At 70.4% G+C, this 16,932-nt stretch carries 14 protein-coding genes, 1 tRNA gene and 1 pseudogene; 7 read left to right on the top strand and 9 right to left on the bottom strand.

Annotation, left to right across the window (positions count from 1 at the left end; all coding sequences use genetic code 11):
* Positions 1-125 precede the first annotated feature (125 nt).
* Positions 126-689 (bottom strand): peptide deformylase, encoded by a 564-nt coding sequence (locus ACH4S7_RS07600; RefSeq protein ID WP_398520197.1) that lies wholly within the window; start codon positions 687-689, stop codon positions 126-128.
* Entirely contained in the window at positions 686-1,690 is a 1,005-nt protein-coding gene (locus ACH4S7_RS07605) for a helix-turn-helix domain-containing protein (RefSeq protein ID WP_398520198.1), read from the bottom strand. The genes ACH4S7_RS07600 and ACH4S7_RS07605 overlap by 4 nt, the downstream gene beginning before the upstream one ends.
* A 124-nt stretch (positions 1,691-1,814) precedes the next feature.
* On the opposite strand from ACH4S7_RS07605, the gene ACH4S7_RS07610 reads away from it, so the two are divergent.
* Genes ACH4S7_RS07610 through ACH4S7_RS07630 form a run of 5 tightly spaced genes read left to right on the top strand, consistent with a single transcriptional unit; the run spans position 1,815 to position 6,337 of the window.
* Positions 1,815-2,972 (top strand): glycosyltransferase, encoded by a 1,158-nt coding sequence (locus ACH4S7_RS07610; protein WP_398520199.1) that lies wholly within the window; start codon positions 1,815-1,817, stop codon positions 2,970-2,972.
* Complete coding sequence (locus tag ACH4S7_RS07615) at positions 2,969-3,670, top strand: hypothetical protein (RefSeq protein WP_398520200.1); 702 nt, start codon at positions 2,969-2,971, stop codon at positions 3,668-3,670. Before ACH4S7_RS07610 ends, ACH4S7_RS07615 begins: the two co-directional genes overlap by 4 nt.
* Entirely contained in the window at positions 3,667-4,899 is a 1,233-nt protein-coding gene (locus ACH4S7_RS07620; protein ID WP_398520201.1) for a hypothetical protein, read from the top strand. The genes ACH4S7_RS07615 and ACH4S7_RS07620 overlap by 4 nt, the downstream gene beginning before the upstream one ends.
* Positions 4,893-5,768: a glycosyltransferase family 2 protein gene (locus ACH4S7_RS07625; RefSeq protein ID WP_398520202.1), complete on the top strand. Its 876-nt coding sequence runs from the start codon at positions 4,893-4,895 to the stop codon at positions 5,766-5,768. The genes ACH4S7_RS07620 and ACH4S7_RS07625 overlap by 7 nt, the downstream gene beginning before the upstream one ends.
* Before the next feature lie 38 nt (positions 5,769-5,806).
* On the top strand, positions 5,807-6,337 hold the full coding sequence (locus tag ACH4S7_RS07630) for an AAA family ATPase (RefSeq protein WP_398520203.1): 531 nt from the start codon (positions 5,807-5,809) through the stop codon (positions 6,335-6,337).
* A 23-nt stretch (positions 6,338-6,360) separates the two neighbouring features.
* Here the strand turns inward: ACH4S7_RS07630 and ACH4S7_RS07635 are convergent, their stop codons facing one another.
* The 7 genes and pseudogenes from ACH4S7_RS07635 to ACH4S7_RS07665 all read right to left on the bottom strand — a co-directional run bounded on the left by ACH4S7_RS07635 (position 6,361) and on the right by ACH4S7_RS07665 (position 13,916).
* Positions 6,361-8,070: a relaxase/mobilization nuclease domain-containing protein gene (locus tag ACH4S7_RS07635; protein WP_398520204.1), complete on the bottom strand. Its 1,710-nt coding sequence runs from the start codon at positions 8,068-8,070 to the stop codon at positions 6,361-6,363.
* Positions 8,060-8,632: a MobC family plasmid mobilization relaxosome protein gene (locus ACH4S7_RS07640; protein WP_398520695.1), complete on the bottom strand. Its 573-nt coding sequence runs from the start codon at positions 8,630-8,632 to the stop codon at positions 8,060-8,062. Before ACH4S7_RS07640 ends, ACH4S7_RS07635 begins: the two co-directional genes overlap by 11 nt.
* Before the next feature lie 320 nt (positions 8,633-8,952).
* Positions 8,953-9,772 (bottom strand): annotated as a pseudogene (locus ACH4S7_RS07645) (DUF3631 domain-containing protein); the annotation flags it as partial.
* Between the two features lie 6 nt (positions 9,773-9,778).
* Positions 9,779-10,111 (bottom strand): hypothetical protein, encoded by a 333-nt coding sequence (locus ACH4S7_RS07650; protein WP_398520205.1) that lies wholly within the window; start codon positions 10,109-10,111, stop codon positions 9,779-9,781.
* A gap of 114 nt (positions 10,112-10,225) precedes the next feature.
* A tRNA-Arg gene (locus tag ACH4S7_RS07655) sits at positions 10,226-10,298 on the bottom strand.
* Positions 10,299-10,557: 259 nt separating this feature from the next.
* Positions 10,558-11,784, bottom strand: coding sequence for a fumarylacetoacetase (gene fahA, locus ACH4S7_RS07660; RefSeq protein ID WP_398520206.1), 1,227 nt, complete (start codon positions 11,782-11,784; stop codon positions 10,558-10,560).
* A 71-nt stretch (positions 11,785-11,855) separates the two neighbouring features.
* On the bottom strand, positions 11,856-13,916 hold the full coding sequence (locus ACH4S7_RS07665; protein WP_398520207.1) for a CocE/NonD family hydrolase: 2,061 nt from the start codon (positions 13,914-13,916) through the stop codon (positions 11,856-11,858).
* A gap of 222 nt (positions 13,917-14,138) precedes the next feature.
* Here ACH4S7_RS07665 and ACH4S7_RS07670 point away from each other — a divergent pair, with 222 nt between their 5' ends.
* Positions 14,139-15,149 carry a polyprenyl synthetase family protein gene (locus ACH4S7_RS07670; RefSeq protein ID WP_398520208.1) on the top strand — a complete coding sequence of 337 codons (1,011 nt, stop codon included), beginning with the start codon at positions 14,139-14,141 and terminating at the stop codon, positions 15,147-15,149.
* 497 nt (positions 15,150-15,646) lie between these two features.
* Positions 15,647-16,903 carry an outer membrane lipoprotein carrier protein LolA gene (locus ACH4S7_RS07675; protein ID WP_398520209.1) on the top strand — a complete coding sequence of 419 codons (1,257 nt, stop codon included), beginning with the start codon at positions 15,647-15,649 and terminating at the stop codon, positions 16,901-16,903.
* The last annotated feature ends 29 nt before the right edge of the window (positions 16,904-16,932 follow it).

The following is a 16,932-nucleotide window of genomic DNA, read 5'->3' on the forward strand; positions in this document are numbered from 1 at the left end:
CCCGAGGTTGGGGCGGCCTTGTTGGGGGCCACGGCGGTTGTGGCACTTCTCTCCCAACTTATGGGGCGCGAGTGAATCTGCTACGGCGGCACCATTGGCAGGCGCCGACGCCACTGGTTCGGCTCCTACTCGTACGCCCATGCTCGCCCGGCTTGTCGGTACTCCTCCACGGGAATCGGATCGATATCGGGCAGCATGCGGTTCGTGTAGAGAAGCCCGTTGAGATGGTCGATTTCGTGGTGGATGAGCCGGGCCAGGCCGCGCCCGTACATGGTGGCTGAGGTCTCGCCGCTCAGGGTCGTGGTCTCCACCGTGATCTCTAGGGGGCGCGGGACAAGGCCGCGGACGTCGAAGAAGCTTAGGCAGCCCTCGTACTGTTCGTCGGTCTCGTCGGCGTGGCTGGTGATCTGGGGGTTGAGCAGGATGATCGCGGGGGCGTCGCCGGGTGGCTGGGCGATGGCGGCGGCGCGGCCGATGCCGATCTGGGGGGCCGCGATGCCCATGCCCTTGGCGAAGGGGTGGACCTGACCGATGCGGTTGAGGGCGGCGAACAGTTCATCCACGATGCGCTCGGCCTCGTCGCGCTCGGTGGGCAGGTTGAATGGTCGGGCCGGTGTGGTGAGGATGGCGGCACCCTCTTGGACGACGCCGAGGTCTCGCATCTGCTGGCTGGGCCGAACGTCCGTCAACTGAACTCCCCTTGGTCCGTATCGTGTTCGGGTCGTGCTCGGAACCGCCACTCCAAACGGTACCGAGCGTGCAGGTCCGGTGTGGTCGTGATCCATGTGAAGGCGCGCTGTCCACCGTCGTCACGGCGGACGGGTGGGGTGCGGAGCGGGGAGGCTTCAGCGGTCATGGAGGTCTCGGTGCCCCAGACCACGGGGTCGAGGGCGGTGGGGAAGACAAGCTGGACTTCGAGCTGTTCGGTGGGCAGGCGGACGGCACGCTGGAACCAGTTGCCCCATTTATCGTCGCTGACGGTGTAGGCGTACTCGATCCAGACGGATTCGCCGGGGTAGAGGGGGAAGCGGCCGTGTTCGTTGTCGAACAGCAGCCAGATCTCCTTGAAGGCGTCGCGGTCGTGCTTGGCCTGCCAGCGCATTGACTCGCCCCGGCAGGTGGCGGTGAGGTCGAGTTCGTCCCAGGTGAGCGGGTGGGCCCGGTAGTGGGCGTTGGACTGCTCCGGGTCGCCGGGGTAGCGGTCGACCGAGATACGGATCAGATAGCGGGTGACCGGTTCCGTTCCGGTGTTCCGGAGCCGTCGTCGCATCGTGAGCCGGTACGCGCGACCGTCGTAGCGGAGATGGGCGGCGTCGTGTTCGACGACGAGGGCGGAGCCTGCGGCGTACGGCTGCTCGGGCCTGCGCGGGGTCGGCGGGGCTGCGGGTGGGCGCCGTGCTCTGGTCTCTCTGGCCTTCGCCTGTTCGTAGTCGAGCCAGCGCCGCCAGATCGCCTTCCCCGAGTTCATGACCTCGTCGGCGAGCCGGGCGAACTCCGCGCTGGGCTTGTGGCGACCGGATTCCACGTGGCTGACATAGGACGGATCGAAGCCCATGGCCTGCGCTAACGCCCGCTTGGACAGGCCCCTTACCTCCCGCCAGCGTGCCACCTCCGCCGCGAAGTCCTCGGCTGCCTGTTCGGCGGTGATCTCCGCGCCCTGGGTGTCCATCGAACCATCGCCCCGTGTCATCTTCAGTGAGCATGAATGAACCGTGAGTGATCCCAGTTCATCATCCCGTCACGGGCCGCGTCGCCGCTTTCCTTCCCTCAGCAGCCCGGATCGACCCCCGGGCGGATGACGGAGGCGACGCATCATGCGCGTGCTGTACCTGCTGAATATCTCCAACCCCGACCGGCTGTCCTCGGACTCCGGCTGGATCTTCGCCGACCTTCTCGCCTCGGCGCTCGCGGATGCCGGGGCCGAGGTGACCGTCGCTGCGCCGGCACCGGCCGGGGACGCCCGGTGCGGCTTCCACCGGACAAAGCTGCCCGGAACGAAGTACCGCGCCCGGTTCTCGGCGGACATCGACGAGCTGGTGGCACTCATCCAGGCTGAGAAGCCGGACGTGGTGGTGGCCAACCAGATCGAGGAGGCCCCCGCGATCCGTACGGCCCTGCTGGAAGCGGGCTCCGGCGCGCTACTGGCCGGGTACTGCCACTATCTGCCGTACTCCTTCGACGACGGCAGGCGGCTTCTGGTCGACCCATCCCTCGACGACGGCGGGCTCGGGCGACCGGTGCTGCTGGCGTTCGCCGCCGGCCTGGCCGCCTGCGACCGGGTGATGGTGCACTCCTCCACAGCCGCCTCCTGGGTCTCGGCCGCCGCCGAACGGATGACCGTGGATCTGGGCGACAGGCTGCGGGTGGTTCCGGCCCCACGCGACGAACGCCTGGTCCGCGCGCCCGCCACCACCACGAGCGGCGACGGAGCCGAGCCGATCGGCGTCTACAACCACAGGCTGTATGCCCACTACGGCACCCAACAGTTCGTGGACCTGGCCCGTGACCTCGTGTCTACCGGATCGGTGCGGCTTCGGGTGATGGATCTGTTCGGGCAGCGCAGCGCCGCCCGAACCGGGCTGAACGACAGTCCCGAGCGGATGCGGGAGAAACTTGCCGCACTGCCTCACGTGCAGATCGTCTCGGACCGGGGTGACCGCGTCCGCTACCGGGATCTGCTGGCCGGCGCGCGCTTCGGCATCGCCCCGTTCCGGCCGGGCTGCCCGTGGTCAATGAGCGTGATCGACTGCCAGGGCATGGGCCTGCCGGTGATCTCGCCGCGGCTGGGCTGGCTCGCCGAGCACATCGACCCCGAGCTGTGCTTCACCACCACGTCCGAGGCGGTCGCCCTCGCAGAGCGGCTGGTCTCCGACGACGCTTTCCACGCCCTGCACGCCAAGCGCGCCCATGCCTCCACGGCCGACTTCACCCCCGAACTGGTCGCCGCCCGCTACCTGGAGGCGATCTCGTGACCGGGTTCGACGCCGTCTTCCTCTCGTACGACGAACCGATGGCCGACTCCCTCCACTCGCGTCTCCAACGCACCCTCGGGGGCGCTGTGAAGCGTCTGCACGGTGTGCACGGGATGCGCCGGGCCTACCGGCTGTGCGCCGAGGCCGTCGACCGTGAGCAGTTCTTCCTCGCGGACGGCGATTTCGCCATCGACACCGACTTCGACCCGGCTGCCGTGGAACCGCTGGACGAGGACGTTTCCATGCGCGTGTGGCGCGCGGTCAACCCCGTCAACGGCCTGATCTACGGCTACGGAGGGCTCAAGCTGATTCGCCGCAGCGCTCTGCGGGAGATGGGCGAGGCGGTGGATGTCCTCGCCGCACTGCCCGGAAGTGTCGAGTTCGCCGAGCGGGCCGCCGGTGTCACGCGCTTCAACCAGAGCCCCTTTCATTCCTGGAAGGCTGGCTTCAGGGAGTGCGTGATGCTCACCCGAGGCAGCGAGTACGGCATGGCCGACGGCGACGCCCGCTGGCGGGTGGACGCCTGGCAGCGCAGCAGTGACGGTGAGTTCGCCGACTACGCGGCGGCAGGGGCACGGGAAGGTGTCGCCTTCGCTCGCGAAGCCGCCCGCCCGGACCAGTTCGAACGTCTCAATGACCCGTCGTGGCTGCGGGCCAGGTTCACCACGGCCCACGGTGACCAGGCGGTCTCCGGATGACCAGGCCACTCGTCCTGATCGAGCCGTACGCCGATCGCCTGGGCGGGCACCATCAGCGCACTCTGGTGGCGCTCGCCCGGGCCCGGCCCGGCAGCCTGGCCATCGTCCTGAATGGGATCGCCCGGGACGCCTCAACGGCACTGCGGGACACGCGGGCACGTGTGGTGGTCGAACCGGTCGGCCGCATGGCCGCCGGGCTGCTGGCCGCATCCCGTCTGGCGGCCGACGCCGCCGCGATCGGCCGGCGCATCGTGCGCTCGCGTCGCTGGCCCGACCGCCTGCGGCGGCTGCCGCATCAGATCACCCTCGTCGCCCGCTGTCTGGCCGAAGCCTCCGCCCTGCGGACCGCCCGGCTTCAGCCCGACGCCGAAGCGGTCGTCATCCTCACCGCGAGCGAGGCCCTTCACGGAGCGGCGGCCCTCCTCGGTCGTCAACCGCACCTGAGGTTCGTCCACGAGGCCGTCACCAGGGAGGACACCTTCGTACGGCTGCTCGGTCGACTCGCCCGTCGGCACGAGAAGCGGACGATCGCGGTCTACCCGACCCGGGATGTCGCCGATCACTTGGCCGACGACTTCCCCGACCTGCCCGCCGTGATCCGGGCCTTCTCGGTCGATGACGGCTTCCGGCTGACTGACGCCGAACAGGAAAGCGGGCGGACGGCTTTCGGGATTCCGCCCACCGAAGCCGTGGTGTGTCTGGTCGGCGGCTGGTGGCCGTACAAGGACATCGGGGTCATCGACGCCGCCCTGAACCGGCTGAAGGAGCCCCTACACCTCGTGGTCGCGGGCCATCCGCTGGACGAGTCGGTACTCGTCCGCTGGCGGAATCTGCCGCTGCTCAGACTGCACACCGTTCCGGGCCCCGTCGCGGAGTGCGTGCTGCGGCTGGTCTACGGCGCCGCCGATGCCGCCTTGGTCGCCCGGCACCCTGGCGTCGGGAAGGAATCCGGCCTGGTCATGGATGCCGCCCGCCTTGGTGTTCCGCTGATCGTCTCCGACCACGACCCCGCTCTCACCGACCGGCTCCGCGACCAGCCCTGGGCCCTGCCTTTCCCCGCAGGCGATCCGGACGGCCTCGCCCAAGTCCTGCACTCGGTCATCCGCCAGCCACCCGCACGGCCCGGACCCGAAGCCCCTGGGCTGCTCGGCATGTGGCCGGCCGGGGAACAGGCCGAATTCCTCGCCCGAACGTTCACCGCACTCACGGCGAAGGAGTCCCGATGCTGAGCACACCGCCCGCCCTGATCGCGGTCATCGGCCCGGTCGAGCCTCCCCTCCTCACCGCCTGGGTCCGCCACTACCGGCGACTGGGCATCGAACGTTTCCTGATCGCCTTCCACTTTCCCGAGCACGTTCCCGACGCCCAGCGGCACCACCTCCAGGCGGCCATCCGCGAGCTGGGCATCATTCCAGCCGGAACCAGTACCGGCCCGTGGCACGAGCACACCAACACTCAGCTCCGCGACGCCCTGCGGCACAACGCCGGACGCGGCTGGCACCTGATCGCCGACGCCGACGAGTTCCAGCAGTACGCCGCACCGCTGCTCGAGGTGATCGCCCAGGCCGAGAGTTCCAGGCACCGGGTCGTGGGCGGGCTGATGCTCGACCGGGTCGCCGCGACCGGACGTCCGACCGGGTGGAGGCCCGAAGCCGGACTGGACCACGCCTATCCCCTTGGCGGGCACCTCACCCACCGCCTTCTGCACGGTGACCCCCGCAAGATCGTCCTCGTCCACCACGACATCGCCCTCTCCTCCGGTAACCACCGGGCGCCCGGCCACCGGCCGGATCCGGACCGCATCTGCGCCGTTCACCACTTCAAGTGGCGGTCCGGCGTCCTGGACGACCTCCGCCGACGGGTCCAGCACTTCTCCAGGGGCACCTGGCAGGAGCAGAGCTCCGCCGTACGCGACGAGGCCGGTCGGCTCCTCTCACACGTCGGCCGCCACAGCGGCGCGATCAACACCAGCGATCCGCGATTCGCCTTCCGACGGGTGAGCCTGGACCGGATGCCGGACGACTGGGCCGCCGAGGCGCGCGGCATCGTCACCGGATGGCGGCCGTCCACCTCCACGGGCCAGGATCGGGGAGAATGACCGCGCTCGCGCACGTTCGTCGCGGAAGGGATAGCCCTGTGCCCCTCGCCGTTCTCTTGGTCGGCCTCACCGGCTCCGGCAAGACCACCGTCGCCCGGTTCCTCACCGGCCACGGATTCGTCCGGTTGTCCGTGGACGAGGAGGTGCACCGCCTCCACGGCCGGTACGGCGTGGACTACCCCGAGCACACCTACTTCGAGCGCGAGCGGCCCGCGATCGAGACCATCCGGGAACGGTTCGTCAAGGAACTCCAGGCCGGGAACGACGTCGTCCTCGACCATGGCCTGTGGCGCCGCACTGACCGGGACGCCTGGCGACAGGCCGCCCGGGAAGCGGGCGCCCACCCCCTCGTCGTTCACCTCCCCACCGACCGTGAGGAACTGCTACGGCGTCTCGCCGAACGCAACCAGCGCGAGGATGCCAACGCGCTCACCGTCACCCCCGAAGCCCTCGACGACTTCTTCGCCCGCTTCGATCCACCGGCTGGCGACGAGGAAGTCATCGTCCACACCGGAGACCGGGATCAGCTCCTAGCGGCACTGTCCGCCGCCCGGCACCGTACGGGCTGACGCCCTCCACTACGCCGCTTGCCTCATCGGCCATGTCGTGGTCCGTCGTGAGCCTCTGCCGGACGGTGCGGATCGCTGCGCTCATGTGCTGCTGTCGGTCGGGGGAGGACGGACTTGGGTGCCATGGCGCTTCGCCTACGAGCCGCTTCCGTCCGCTTGTTCGGCTGGGACACGATGCGCCATATGAGCACTTGCGCCGGTGAATCTGCGGTGTCGATTTCACGCTCGGCGGCGGCCTCGCTCAGGAGCTCTCGGACATCGTGGCGAGCCGTCTCGGCTCGGGCGAGTGCGGTGGTGAGGGCGGCCCAGGCAGAGTCGGCGAGGATACGGTCGGCGCGGTCGGGAAGGGCCGCGCGGAGGTCGTGCTCGAAGCGGCTGATGGTCGCGGCGCGAGGCGCACGGCGGGTGAGGTCCGCCAGAACCGGGTCCGCGGCCTGTCGATAGCCCGCTCGCAGGTGGTGAAGGGCTTCCTCGGCCGCGGCGGCCTGCTGTTCATGGCCGCGTTGCCGGTGCCACGCGGAAGCGGCGCGGGCCATGTGGACGGCGACGAAGATCAGAGCGATGGCAAGTCCTCCGGGGTCGCGAGACGCGTACGCAAGTTCTTTGGCGGCCTTGCGTAGCGCGGTGGCGGCCTGGTGATCGGACCTGATGACGGAGCGCCGGGCGCGGTTGAACGCCTTGGCCGCCTCGTGCAGATCGGCCTGGTGGGCGCAGTCTGTCACGAGGGCCAGGCTGTGCAGGGTGTCACCGAACGCATCGAGCTGCGCCTGGGCTACGGGGTCCTCGCCCGACTCGACACTCACGCGGGCCTCTCGTAGCGCGGTCTCGGCTCGACGCCACGGCCCGCCCGGCTCGGCGATGTGCTGGGGGCGGCCGGCGGCCTCCTGGTTGGGGAGCCGCTCACGAAGGCGGTTGAGGGAGAGATCGGGTGCCAGCTTGGAGCCTCCGTACCAGATGGGCTCGCCCTGACCGTTGGTGTCGCCGGGCGCGGCCAGGCTGTAGCCGGTCACCTCTCCGGTCTCCGGGCCGATGCGGGTTCTGACCTGAACCCCGAGGGACCGCAGGGCCGTGAAGTATTCGTCGACGCTCCGTACGCCGGCGGCGACGGTGTACGCCCGCTCACGGAGCCACTCCCGCGCGGTGACCGCCTGGCCTTGACGTCCTGCTTTGGCCCGCTCGGCACCGGTCGGTGTGCGAGGCGCGGTGAGATCACCGGACTTCAGACGGCGCAGCCCGAACTCCGCTTCTATCCTGCGGCACTCTCGTTGGGCCCGCTGGCCGTCCCGGTGTGTGCGGGGGCGGCGGCCATCGGCGCGGACAGTGGTGGCCAAGATGTGAATGTGGTCGTCCGCGTGCCGCACCGCGATCCACCGGCATGCCTTCTCGTCGTCTTCGGGCGCGATCCCGGCTGCGGCCACGACGCGGCGGGCGACTTCGGCCCACTCGGCATCGGTGAGATAGCGGTCGCCGGGCGCGGTACGGACCGGGCAGTGCCAGACATGCTGAGGCGGCCTTGCCCCGCCCAGCTCGCGGGTCCGCAGGTCGACATGGTGGTCGAGTCGTTGGGCGAGCTTGGCGTAGGTCGCCCCGGGATCGCGGCCGGGGTCGGGAGCACCGGCCATGTCCCAGGCGGCGACGATATGCGGATCAGTGTGCTCGTCGCGCCGTCCCTCGCCGAAGAGGTAGTTGATCAGGCCGAGGGTGCTGGAGCCGGTGGAGACGTCAGGCACCATGCCCGGCTCCCTCCGCCATGAGCCGGTCGATGAGCTGATAGCTGCTCTCCACCGCCTCCTCGACGCCGGCCAGCACGGCTTCGGCGCGGTCGGGCACGGTTCCTCGGTGGATGGCACCCGTGATCTGGTTGAGGTTGTTGCCGATCCGGTTCAGAGCCCGGATATGCGCTTCCGCGACCTCCACCAGCGGGCGTACGGGATCATCCTCCGGACCTCCGAGGACGGGCGTCTTCCCGAGTGCGACGGCCAGTGCCGCGTCGCCGACGAAGCCGGCGAACCGCTGTCCACGTCGTTCGGCTTCGGCGTTGATGATGCGTACGGCGGTGGCTGTGAAGCGGATGTTCCTGACCTGGTCGCGCTTCTCGGTGGTGCGCTTGCGATTCATCAACGTGGGCAGCACGGGATCGTCGGGTTCGCGCCACGACGGCTGTTCGGGGTACGAAGTGGTCTCGGCGAGCTGAAGGGCACATGAGGTGATCGGGACCGTGATGGTGCTCGACTCGGTGTCCCCCTCCCTCGTTGGCTCGGGCGCCCGCTGGCGCACGGCCTGCTCCTCCGCCACCCCTGGGGCGGGGGCAAGCGCGGACGAAGCCTCGTTAGAGGCTCGTTCGCTCCAGCTTGCTGCTGTCCGTCGGCCCAGTCCGAACACCCTCTTACGGTGCGGGGACGGGGCGTGGCTGGTAGACCGGTCGGCCATGGTGGTGCTCCAAGGTCTCGTGGCAGGAAGGTCTCGCCACGTCCGTCGCATCCGTCCCATGGCTGTTCAGAGCAGGTACGGATACGCGCACAGGTACGGAGCGATCCGTATCGGCGCGGGTATCCGTCCCCGCGCTGACCTGCGCGGGGACGGATGCGACGGACTGTGACGGTCTCAGGGGGCGGTCAGCGCGAGCGCTGGTTGCCGGTAGCGCCACCGGGCATCCCGACCGGCAGCGTTCCGGACGGAGGAGCCGGTGGCCTGCCTCGGGCCGGGCGTGTGGGCGCGACCTCGTGCGAGGGCTCGGGAGGCGCCGGGGCCGGTTCTGGGCAGTAGCGGGCCCAGGCGTCGACGAACTGGTTGCGGGCGTACGCCTTGGCCTGCCTGCCCTGTTCGAAGCGATGGTTCGCCGGACTGATGGCGAAGTCCCGCAGCATGTTCGCCAAGTGGTACGCGTTCAGCCCCTTGGTCCCGTACTCGGCCCATGGTGCCTCAGCGTCCTGAAGGAGGGCGGCGAGCAGATCCTGCGTGCGCAGGGCCTCCGGATCGCCGGACTGCTCGAAGGCGCATCGAACATCCCGCAGCAGCCGTGTCTTCAGGGTCGTCTGCTCGTCCTGGACCACTTCATTGCGCGTCATCGCCAAGCAGGCCGCACGGGCACTCGTCGGCCAGTGGCCGCCAGCCAGATCGGCGACGATGACCAGCGGTTCCCAGGTGTCCGCCGCCCGGTCCTCGACCGGCATCTTCGGCACCAGGGCTGAGGCGGTGCCCCGCAGCGGAGTCAGCCAGGCGGCCAGCCGGGTGCGCAGTGCGTTCAGCTCCGGTACTGAATACCGGGAGCGGAATGGGACGATGCGCTCGCCCGGTTTCCGCTTCTGCATACGGATCACGATCGCCCGGTCCATGATCGTGTCCGGCAGGTCTCCGATTCCGGCCAGCGCGGCCATGGCGAAGGTGGGGAACGCGGTCGGCTTGTGCTTTCGGTCCGGAGATCCGCCAGGCCGGCCCGGCTCAACGGTCCTCCCGCCACACCTGGTCCATCGCCTTGGCCGCCGAGTCACCGGCGCGCTTCTCGATCTCCTCGGGGACCTCGCGATCATCGAGCACGAACAGCCGGCCGCCGACCAGTCTCGTGATCGTCTTCCAGCCCAGTCGGCTCCCGGCCTCACGTGCCGCTCGCCGGACGTCCTGGAGGTCGCCCAGCTCCTTCAGGCGCTCGGCACCGAGGATCAGCTGCCCGTAGTACCCGGCGTACTCCGGCTTCAGGCTTGCCCGCAGGAGCCCTTCCAGGCGGTCGACCAGATGCTCGTAGCGGCGCAGTGCCAGCTCGTCCTTCGCGGTCATGGGACGCAGCTCCCCACACCAGGAGCACACGCGGATGTGTGTTGAATGTGTGCCGCACGCCGGAGGCCCTGCCGCCCTAACGGACGACAGGGCCTCTGACCTGCTGCTTTAGCGTGCCCCCGGCAGGATTCGAACCTGCGACACCCGCTTTAGGAGAGCGGTGCTCTATCCCCTGAGCTACGAAGGCGGGGCCTGTCGGGATCATGCCTGGGCTTCCGGGGAAGATCGGCCTTGATATGACAAACGCCCTGGTCGGACGGCCTGGTCGCGTGTTGGGCGGTGGGCCCTGGTGGGCTTGGTGCCGGGTATGCGGGTGGGAAAGCCGACTGACCGATCACAGCGTAGCGGATCGTGCCGGAGCAGGTCTCCCCCGTTGGACCGGTGGTCACCCCGCCCCGTGCCAGCCCGGCGGGGGTGTCGCGCCGGGCCGGAGGGGGCGCGTCGGATCAGGGTGAAGGAACGATCCGGCCCGTCACCTCGCCCAGGCCCACCCGTACCCCGTCGGGGCCGGGAGCCCAGGCCGTCATCGTCACCACGTCGCCGTCCGCCAGGAACGTCCGTCCGCCGTCGGGCAGTTCGAGCGGGTCGCGGCCGTTCCAGGTGAGTTCGAGGAGGGAGCCGCGCTGGTGAGTCTCGGGGCCGCTGACCGTGCCGGAGCCGTAGAGGTCGCCCGTACGCAGGGACGCGCCGTTCACCGTCATATGGGTGAGCTGCTGCGCCGCCGTCCAGTACATGGTGGCGAAGGGCGGTTCCGCGATCACATGGCCGTTGATCGCCACGGTGATGCGGATGTCGAAGCCGCCCTTCTCCTCGTCGGCCGCGTCGTCGAGGTACGGCAGCAGCTCGACGTCCCGCGCGGGCGGATCGGTGCGGGCCGCGTCCAGGGCCTCCAGGGGGGTCACCCAGGCGGAGACGGAGGTGGCGAACGACTTGCCGAGGAAGGGGCCCAGCGGGACGTACTCCCATGCCTGGATGTCCCGCGCGGACCAGTCGTTGAGGAGGGAGAGGCCGAAGACATGGTCCCGGAAGTCCCCGAGTGGCACCCGGCTGCCGGGGGCCGATGGGGTGCCGACCAGGAAGCCGACCTCCGCCTCGATGTCCAGCTTGATGGACGGGCCGAAGACCGGCGCCGCGTCCGTCGGCGCCTTGCGCTGGCCGTGCGGGCGGGCGATGTCCGTGCCGGAGACCACGATCGTGCCGGAGCGGCCGTGGTATCCGATCGGCAGGTGCTTCCAGTTGGGGGTCAGCGCGTCGCCGTCGGGGCGGAAGATCCGGCCGACGTTGGTCGCGTGGTGCTCGCTCGCGTAGAAGTCGACGTAGTCGCCGACCTCGTACGGCAGGCGCATGGTGACCGCGTCCAGCGGGTGCAACAGTGGCTCTATGTCGGGCCGGTGAGCGGGTACGGTCACCCACGCCGTGAGTGCGCGCCGGACGTCCCGCCACGCCGTGCGGCCCGCCGCCAGCAGGGGGTTGAGGCTCGGGCGGGCCAGCAGGGTCGCGTAGGGGGAGCCGAGGGTGTCGGCCGCCGCTCCGACGTCGAGCACGTGGTTCCCGATCCGGACGCCGAGCCTTCTGCGCTCGGGTTCGTCGGCCGTGGTGAAGACGCCGTACGGGAGGTTGTGCGGGCCGAAGGGATCACCCTCGGCCAGATCGAGCGGGCTCTGCTCGGACATCGGTGCCTGCCTCGCTTTCCACGTGTTGAGGACACGTTACGTCGGCGGTGTCCCCCGTCGGCAGAGTGCGATCAGCCGGTCGGCGCCGGAGTCCTCTTCTCCCACGTCCGATGGAAGACGATCTCCGTTCCTTCCCGGCAGACGACCTCGTCCTGGGTGACGGTGCCGTCCTCGCCGTCCGACACCACGGACGAGCGGGTCTCCACGGTGACGTCCCAGGGCAGCTCCGGCCGGTGCAGCCGTACCGTCCAGGTCGCCCGGGACCAGGCCGAACGGGGATCCCCCGCCCGTACGGTGAAGATCTCCCGCGCCTCCTCGGTGATTTCGAGCCCGTCCGGGTGGAGCTGGGTGACGCCGGGGTGCGGGGTGGTCTCCAGCCGCCATTCGTCCTCGGCGATGTCCCGGACCAGCAGCCGTTCCGGCGGCTGCTCGTCGAAGGTGGCGGGCGCGCTGACCCCGAGGGGCTCGTACTGCTCCGGGGGTTCGAAGTCCGGCCCGCGCCCGGTCCCCCGGTGCACGGGGAGTTCGAGACGGGACCCCTCGGGCAGCAGGCTGAATCCGGCCGAGCCGGCGTCCGGCCGGAGCCACGGCCAGTACGCGGAGGAGACCGCGAGCCGCACCCGGTGCCCCCGGCGGAAGGTGTGGGCGATCGCCATCAGGTCGAACGTCACCTCGGCCGTCGCGCCCGGCGTCCAGCCGGAGACGGGGAAGAGGCCCCGGGTGACGAGCGCCGAAGCGCCGTCCGGCGCGATATCGCAGAGCCGGGCGGCCACCTGGCCCCGGGGGACGTCGAGCCGCAGCCGCAGGGTGACCCGCGGGTTGCCCAGGATCTCGATCGGTTCGCCGGGCACCGGGAACTCGAAACAGGCCGCGTACGCGTCGTCGGCGCGCTGATCGGTGGAGCAGCCGGGGTGGCCGGGGGAGCGGAAGGGGCCCGCTTCCAGGCCGGTCTGCTGGGGGGAGTCGACGATCAGGGGCGCGCCCGTGAGCTCGTACGACAGGGGGGTGATGTGCGGCGACGGCCAGGCGGGTTCGGCGGTCCAGCGGCCGTTGGCGGACTCGGGGACGCCGGGTGCGGTGGGTGCGGTGGGTGCGGTGGACGAGTGGGGCGGGTGGGGTACGGGGGGTACGCGTGGTTCGCCCCGTACCGCGACGCCGTCCGGTAGCCAGGCGCGGAGTGGTGCTACCGCCGTCGGGTCCGTCGCGGGGTCCGTCGCCGGGCCTGTCGATGGGCCTGTCGATGGGCTCGCGCCGTTGAGATGACAGTCCCACCATCGGAGCGTCTCCTGGAGGAACCCGATTGGGGGACCCGGCCGCCCATGGTCCGGGTACTGGTGCGACCACGGCCCGATCAGACCCCGTACCCGGCCGGGAGCCCGTTCCAGCAGCCGCAGCACGGTGTCGCGGTACGGGTCGTACCAGCCGCCCACCGCCAGTACCGGCACCCGTACGTCCGCGAGGTCAGGTTCTCCTACGTCCGCGAGGCCCGGCGTCCGTACGTCCGCGAGGCCCGGCTCCGGGCCCCACCCCGGGTGCCGGCCGGGGTCGACGGCCGCCAACCGCTTCAGCCACAGCTCGCGCCACCCGGCGCCCGCGTAGAGCGGGTCGGGCGGCCGGCAGACGGCGGAGAGCAGGGCTGCCGACGCCGTCCGTACCGATTCGGCCGGGAGCGATCCGCCACCGCCGTCGTACGGGTCGTTCCCGGCGCACACCGCGACGACCGCCCGCAGTGGCTCCGGGGCGAGCGCCGCGACCCGTAGCGCCAGGCCGCCACCCGGGCCGAGACCGAACATGCCGATCCGGCCCGTGCACCAGGCGCGCGCGGCCAGCCAGTCGAGCACCTCCAGCGCATCGTCCGACTCCTGGCCACCGGGGAGGCCCTCGCTGTTGCCGTGGCCGCGCGCGTCGACCCGCACCGAGGCGTAGCCGTGCCCCGCGTACCAGGGATGACGCTGCCAGTCGCGTGAAGCGGTCGAGTCGGTGAGCCGGTCCGACGCATACTCGAGCAGCGCCGGGACAGTGTCTTCGGTGTGTGGCCGCCAGACCCGCGCGTACAGCATCGTGCTGTCCCGCAGCGGGATCCGGATGTCCGCGCGACTGATTCCGTAAGGAAAATGAAGGCGATGACGCATGGCGAGGCCCTCGTTCGCACGGGGTGCGCACTCTTCGCCGGCGGGTCGTTCGGGGATCTCGGCGAAAGGGCTCACCCCTGGTCGTATCTGCTGATCACGAACATACCGGCGGCGGCGGGAAGGCGCTCATGGTGATCGAAACGCGACCGGATACGCTGACTTGAGTGAATCCACCGAGACATCGACAATCCGTGTGATTATCAGCAGACAGGAGACCCCCTCGTGACCGTCGTCGGGCCGTTCGGGCTGAGCGTGCGGGACCAGGCTCTCGAAGCCGATGTCCAGAACGGACTGTCTGCCGTGGAGGCGGGCCTGCTCGATGCCACCAAGAGCGAGGTGCCCTTCATCACGGAGGCCGCACAGCATCTCGTACGGGCCGGAGGCAAGCGGTTCCGGCCCCTGTTGGTGATGCTCGCGGGCCAGTTCGGCGATCCGTACGCGCCGGGCATCGTGCCCTCCGCCGTGGTCGTCGAGCTGACGCATCTCGCGACGCTCTACCACGACGATGTGATGGACGAGGCGGACGTACGGCGCGGAGTGCCCAGCGCCAACGCCCGCTGGGACAACTCCGTGGCCGTCCTGACCGGTGATTTCCTCTTCGCGCGCGCCTCGCACATCCTGGCCGACCTCGGCCCGGAGGCCGTCCGTATCCAGGCCGAGGCGTTCGAGCGGCTGGTCACCGGGCAGATCCTGGAGACCGCCGGTCCGCGCGACGGGCGGGATCCCGTGGAGCACTATCTCGACGTGATCAGGGGCAAGACGGGGTCGCTGATCGCCGTTTCGGGCCGGTTTGGCGCGATGATGTCGGGCGCCGACGAGGGTGTCGTGGACATCCTGACCCAGTACGGGGAGCGGCTCGGTGTCGCCTTCCAGCTCGCCGACGACGTCCTGGACATCGCCAGCGACTCGCATGAATCGGGCAAGACGCCCGGTACGGATCTGCGGGAGGGCATCCCGACGCTGCCGGTGCTGCATCTGCGCGCCCAGGCCGAGGCGCACGGGCGGCCCGAGGACCTGGAGCTCGTCGCCCTCCTCGACGGGGACCTGACGGACGACGCCCGGCACGGCGAGGTGCTGCGGCGGCTGCGTGCGCACCCGGCGCTGGAGCTGGCGCGACGGGAGACCGTGCGGTACGCGGAGGAGGCGCGGGCGATGCTCGCACCCCTGCCGGAGTGTTACGCGAAGGCCGCGCTGGAGGAGCTGTGCGACGCGGTGGTGCACCGCGCGGGCTGAGGCCGACGACTGGCGACTGGGCGAGGGGTTGGCTGCCGCGCCTGATCGCCCGAGCGCCTGATCGCTTGATCGGGCGAGTGGGCGGTGGGCGAGTGGGTGGGTGCGGGGCGTACGGTCGAGCTGGTCGGGTGGGCTGGGCCGTTCGGGTGCGGGCGACGGTGTCCCCTACGGGGCCGATGACATGTCCATCGAGGGCCGATCGCGCGCCGGGCGCTGACCGCGGTGGCCGGGGCGTGAATCGCCCCCGGTACCGGCGCCCCGGCACCTCCCGGTACCGGCATCCCCTGGCACTGGTGTCCCCGGCATTCGGGGACGGTCTCCCCTACTGGATGGGGGAGGCGTCCCGCCCATCCGTCATCCCACAGCAGTACGGGAAGTTGCTCCCGGGGAGTGACGCCTGAGCGCACCCGATTTGGTCAGATGGATAGCAGCGGAACCGACCGGCAGCACCATCCGACCGGCACCACTCCTGAACGACCACGGAGGTAGGGCACACCATGGCACCGAACGACAGCGCACAGACCACCGATGAGGCCACGGACCTCGCAGCGGGCCGGCGCAAGGCGGCTCGCTACTTCGTCCCGGTCGCGGTGGCCGGGGTGGCGGCGGCGACCATCGGGCTCGTCCCGGCACTCGCTGCCTCCGGTGATCCCGATCTGCCGAAGATCAGCGCGCAGGAACTGATCGAGCGGATCGCCGCCTCGGAGACCGAGCGGCTCTCCGGCACGGTCAAGATCAGCACGGATCTCGGGATCCCCTCCTTCGGCGGGCTCGCGGAGGGCTTCCTCTCCGAGGGCGGTGCCGGGGCGGACGGCGCCGGTGCGGGCGAGGGCTCGTCGGCCGACCCCCAGGGCAAGCTGATGGAGCTGGTCTCGGGGTCGCACACGCTCCGGGTCGCGGTCGACGGACCGGACCGTCAGAAGGTCTCCATCCTGGAGAAGAGCGCGGAGTACAGCCTGATACACAACGGCGGCGAGATCTGGGCGTACGACAGCGCCACGAACGCCGCCTTCCACGCGAAGAAGTCCGGAAACGACTCCGGCGCGGCCGATGCCACGCCCAAGGAGCTGCCGGCCACGCCCAAGGACTTCGCCGCCCAGGCGTTGCAGGCGGCCGGTGCCACCACATCGGTGACCGTCGACGGCACCGCGCAGGTGGCCGGGCGGGACGCCTACCAACTCGTCGTCAAGCCCAAGCAGAGCGGCTCCACGATCGGGTCGATCAAGGTCGCGGTGGACGCGAAGACCGGCACACCGCTGAAGTTCACCCTCGTCCCGAGCGGTGGCGGCAAGGCTGTGATCGACGTCGGTTTCACCAAGGTCGACTTCTCCCGGCCCGCCGCGTCCACCTTCGACTTCGACCCGCCGAAGGGCGCGAAGGTCACCGAGGCCGATGAGCTGGAGAAGAAGGCGGGTGGAGAGGCCGAGGGGGTGCCGCGGGCGCTGCCGGGACTGCCGGGGCTGCCCGGTGGTGACGGCTCTCAGGGGCCGGACATCATCGGCGAGGGCTGGAACTCCATCGCGAAGTTCGAGAGCCCCGGTGGCAAGGGCCTCACTCCGCCGAAGGACGGTGAGGTGCCGGCGGAGGCCGAGAGCTTCCTGGACGCGCTGGGCGACCCGGTCAGCGGGAAGTTCGGTACGGGCACGGTCTTCAAGACGCGCCTGGTCAACGCCCTGATGACGGACGACGGCACGGTCTACGTCGGCGCCGTGACCAAGGACGCGCTCGTCAAGGCGGCCAACGCGGCCCGATAGCCGGAGCGGGTGGCCGACGCGACCCGTTG

The sequence above is a fragment of the Streptomyces sp. NPDC020965 genome (genome assembly GCF_044333555.1).
Taxonomy (GTDB): domain Bacteria; phylum Actinomycetota; class Actinomycetes; order Streptomycetales; family Streptomycetaceae; genus Streptomyces.

What these genes read in the sequence shown, in the direction of transcription:
- ACH4S7_RS07605 (WP_398520198.1), bottom strand. Translation starts at nt 1,690, where the DNA reads ATGACACGGGGCGATGGTTCGATGGACACCCAGGGCGCGGAGATCACC.
- ACH4S7_RS07610 (WP_398520199.1), top strand. Translation starts at nt 1,815, where the DNA reads ATGCGCGTGCTGTACCTGCTGAATATCTCCAACCCCGACCGGCTGTCC.
- ACH4S7_RS07620 (WP_398520201.1), top strand. Translation starts at nt 3,667, where the DNA reads ATGACCAGGCCACTCGTCCTGATCGAGCCGTACGCCGATCGCCTGGGC.
- ACH4S7_RS07625 (WP_398520202.1), top strand. Translation starts at nt 4,893, where the DNA reads ATGCTGAGCACACCGCCCGCCCTGATCGCGGTCATCGGCCCGGTCGAG.
- ACH4S7_RS07635 (WP_398520204.1), bottom strand. Translation starts at nt 8,070, where the DNA reads ATGGTGCCTGACGTCTCCACCGGCTCCAGCACCCTCGGCCTGATCAAC.
- ACH4S7_RS07650 (WP_398520205.1), bottom strand. Translation starts at nt 10,111, where the DNA reads ATGACCGCGAAGGACGAGCTGGCACTGCGCCGCTACGAGCATCTGGTC.
- fahA (WP_398520206.1), bottom strand. Translation starts at nt 11,784, where the DNA reads ATGTCCGAGCAGAGCCCGCTCGATCTGGCCGAGGGTGATCCCTTCGGC.
- ACH4S7_RS07665 (WP_398520207.1), bottom strand. Translation starts at nt 13,916, where the DNA reads ATGCGTCATCGCCTTCATTTTCCTTACGGAATCAGTCGCGCGGACATC.
- ACH4S7_RS07675 (WP_398520209.1), top strand. Translation starts at nt 15,647, where the DNA reads ATGGCACCGAACGACAGCGCACAGACCACCGATGAGGCCACGGACCTC.